3 protein-coding genes are annotated in these 3,525 nt (G+C 69.5%); all 3 read left to right on the top strand.

Going from position 1 to position 3,525, the window contains the following annotated elements; genetic code table 11:
• Nucleotides 1-325 precede the first annotated feature (325 nt).
• The 3 genes from ELR45_RS29940 to ELR45_RS29950 are packed head-to-tail and all read left to right on the top strand — an operon-like array spanning nucleotide 326 to nucleotide 3,524.
• On the top strand, nucleotides 326-1,384 hold the full coding sequence (locus ELR45_RS29940; RefSeq protein ID WP_129669554.1) for an ABC transporter substrate-binding protein: 1,059 nt from the start codon (nucleotides 326-328) through the stop codon (nucleotides 1,382-1,384).
• 32 nt (nucleotides 1,385-1,416) lie between these two features.
• Nucleotides 1,417-2,484 (top strand): FecCD family ABC transporter permease, encoded by a 1,068-nt coding sequence (locus tag ELR45_RS29945; protein WP_129669555.1) that lies wholly within the window; start codon nucleotides 1,417-1,419, stop codon nucleotides 2,482-2,484.
• Between the two features lie 59 nt (nucleotides 2,485-2,543).
• On the top strand, nucleotides 2,544-3,524 hold the full coding sequence (locus tag ELR45_RS29950) for a FecCD family ABC transporter permease (protein WP_129669556.1): 981 nt from the start codon (nucleotides 2,544-2,546) through the stop codon (nucleotides 3,522-3,524).
• The last annotated feature ends 1 nt before the right edge of the window (nucleotide 3,525 follow it).

Genomic DNA, 3,525 nt, shown 5'->3' on the forward strand with positions numbered 1-3,525 from the left:
GAACGCGACTGTTCTGCCGCTGAACGAGGCACCGCAGGGATACTCGGACTTCGACCGGGGTGCAGCACGCAAGTATGTGCTCGACCCGCACGGGATGATCTCCCGCTGATCCGCTGATCACCTCGCGCGCGCTTCGTCGCCCGATCGTCGCCCCTCGGCCACCCAACATGCGCCGAGGGGCGACGATCGCGTTGCACGACACCCATACCCCCACCTGGGAGTTTAGGTTAGGCATGCCATACTAAGGTTTGGCTTAGCTCTAGACGACGTCTCTCCAGCGCCATCGGCGACGGTGAGCCGCCGCTGACACCCAGGAGGACAAACGGTGCCCGTCGCACGGACTCGGTCCACCACTAGACGCCTACGTACCCGCCCAGTCGTCGCGGTCGCCACGCTGTTGGCGCTCGGCGTCGCCGGCTGTTCGTCCGACGACGAGTCGGACGACAGCACATCGACGGCATCGGAAGGTGCCGGATCCGGCTACCCGATCAGCATCGACTCAGCGCTGGGCACCGCCACCATCGAGTCGGAGCCCGAACGGATCGTCACCATCGGCAAGGGAGCGGCGGACACCGTCTTCGCGCTCGGCCACACCCCGGTGGGGATCGAGGAGGACACCTGGAGCGGCGACGAGGACGGATACAACCCGTGGTTCCGCGAGGCTGTCGAGAACGCCGGCGAGGAGCTGCCCGCCACCTTCGCCGCATACCCAGAGCTCGACATGGACGCTGTCGTCGGCCTCCAGCCGGACGTGATTCTCGCGCCACAGTCCGGGCTCACCCAGGATGACTTCGACGTCCTCAACGAGCTCGCTCCTACCGTCGCCTATCCAGGAGACCCCTGGAGCACGCCGTGGGACACCTCGATTGAGCTGATCGGTCAAGCACTGAGCCAGGAGGAAGACGCGGCCACGCTGATCGACGACATCGACGCCGAGTTCGACCGAGCCGCGGCCGACCATCCTGAACTGGAGGGCGTCACCTTCGCCTACCTCTACACCGGTGAGCCGGGTGAGCTCGGCGTCATGCGACCGGACGAGCCGAGGTCCGCGTTCGTCAGCAAGCTCGGACTGACGCCCGCACCGTTCATCGAAGAACAGCCGGTCACCGAGGGCACGTCATCCTCCACGCTCGGGTTGGAGAACGCGGATCTGCTGGACGACACCGACGTCGTGATCAACTGGTTCAGCGACGCCGACCAGCAGGCGCAGATCGAGGAGCAGCCGCTCTACGCCCAGATCCCCGCGGTGGAACGTGGCTCGTACGTCGTCAGCTATGACCGGTACAGCGTCACCGCCACCAGCCTGCTCACCCCGCTCACCGTGCCGTGGGCCGTCGACGAGTACGCGGACCGGCTCGCCGAAGCCGTCGCGCTTCTCGACTGACGTCTCCGCGACACCGGGCTGAGAGCCAGAGCATGGCGACGGACATCCGACCGGGGTCGGCCCCGCCGGCGGCGTCGGACGACGGACGGACCGGATCCGCCGTTCCGGCCACCCGGCGGCCGGTGAGCGGCGTAGCCGTCGGGCTGCTGCTGGCGGTCGGCCTTCTCGTGCTGTCGGTGATGGTCAGCCTGGCGGTGGGCAGCAAGGCGCTGTCCCTGGGCGAGGTGTGGACCGCGCTCACCCATCCGGACGACAGCTACGCCCGCACCGTGATGGAAAGCCGGATACCCCGAACGATCCTCGGGGTGGTCGCCGGCGCAAGCCTCGCCGTCGCGGGCGCCCTGATCCAGGGGATCACCCGCAACCCGCTCGGCGATCCCGGCCTGCTCGGCGTGAACGCCGGCGCCGCCGCGGCCGTCGTGACCGGGACGGCGTTCCTCGGCCTGGGCACAGCCGGTGTCTGGGCGGCTATCCCCGGCGCCTTCGTGGCCGTCGCCGTCGTCTACGTCCTCGGCTCGGGCCGTCGTGGTGTCACGCCCCTTCGCCTGGTACTCGCCGGCGCGGTCATCAACGCGGTCCTCACCGCCTACATCCAGGCCGTCTCCCTGACCCACCCAAGTGCGTTCGACAACTACCGGTTCTGGGTTGTCGGCTCACTGGCAGGACGTGGACACGACGTCATCATCGCCGTCCTCCCGGTCGTCGTCGCCGGAATGGTCCTCGCCCTGCTACTCATCCCCGGCCTGAACGTGCTGGCGCTCGGCGACGAGACCGCCCGGGCGCTCGGTGCCTCCACCGCGGTGATCCGGGTCGGCGGCGCTGCAGCCGCTACCCTGCTCTGCGCCGCGGCGACGGCGGCGTGCGGCCCGATCGCGTTCATCGGCCTCGCCGTCCCGCATATGGTGCGCGCAGTCACCGGGTCGGACCATCGTTGGCTACTTCCGTACTGCGCGGTGCTCGGTCCGGTTCTGCTGCTCACCGCCGACATCGTCGGCCGGGTTCTGGTCCGTCCGGGTGAGCTCATGGTGGGGGTGGTCACCGCGTTCCTCGGGGCGCCGATCCTGATGCTCAGCGTCCGCCGGCTCAAGGGACGGATGTGAGGGGGCGTTCCGGCCTTCGCGTCCTGAGGCTTGGCCGCGTCATCAGTGTCAGGCTGAGCATGCGCAGCATCGTCGTCGGCGTATCGCTGTTCGCGGCGCTGCTCGTGACGGCGGCGCTGACGCTGGCCCTCGGCGACCTGGGGGTACCCGCCAGCCGGTTGACCTCGATCCTCTGGGCCGACCTCGGCCCGCAAGAGGCGTTCGTCCTGGAGCGGCTACGCGGGCCCAGGCTTGCCGTCGCCGCGACGGCGGGCGCCGGACTGGGCGTGTCCGGTGCGCTGTTCCAGGCCGTGACCCGCAACCCGCTGGGCAGCCCGGACGTCATCGGCCTCGCCGCCGGCGCCAGCGCGGGCGCCGCCGCGTTCGGCCTGATGTGGACCGGCGTCCTTCCGCTGCCCGTCGGCGCGCTGCTCGGGGCCATCGTCGCCATGGCATTGCTCTATCTCGGTACCGGGCAGGGCTTCTCGTCGCCCACTCGGATGATCATCGTCGGCATCGGGATCAACGCGATGGCGCTGGCCTTCGTCCAGTGGATCATCACCCGCACCACCCGCGAGCAGGCCACGGCGATCGCCGCGTACATCAACGGCAGCACCGCATCGCGGTCGTGGGACGACGTGCGACTGATGGCGGCCGCGCTCGTCGTGTTGCTCCCGATGGCCCTCGTCCTCAGCCGCCGACTCCGGATCGTCGAAATGGGCGACGATCTCGCCGACGCGCTCGGTGCACGTGCGGACCGGACTCGGTTCTGGTCCGTGATCCTGGCCATCTGCGCTGCGACAGCGGCCGTCACCGTGGTCGGTCCGGTGGCGTTCGTCGCACTGACGGCCCCACAGATCGCACGGCGCCTCACCCGGTCGCCGGGACCGAACGTCGCCACGGCCGCGCTCACCGGGGCGCTGGTCCTGTGCCTCGCGGACATGGTGGCCCAGCATGGGCCGATCGACGCTCAGCTGCCGGTCGGGATCTTCACCGCCGCGGTGGGCGGCGTCTACCTGGGCTATCTGTTGATCACGGAATTCAGGCGGGTGTCGATATGAC

Origin of the sequence: Phytoactinopolyspora endophytica (assembly GCF_004138495.1) — a bacterium.
Classification (GTDB): domain Bacteria; phylum Actinomycetota; class Actinomycetes; order Jiangellales; family Jiangellaceae; genus Phytoactinopolyspora; species Phytoactinopolyspora endophytica.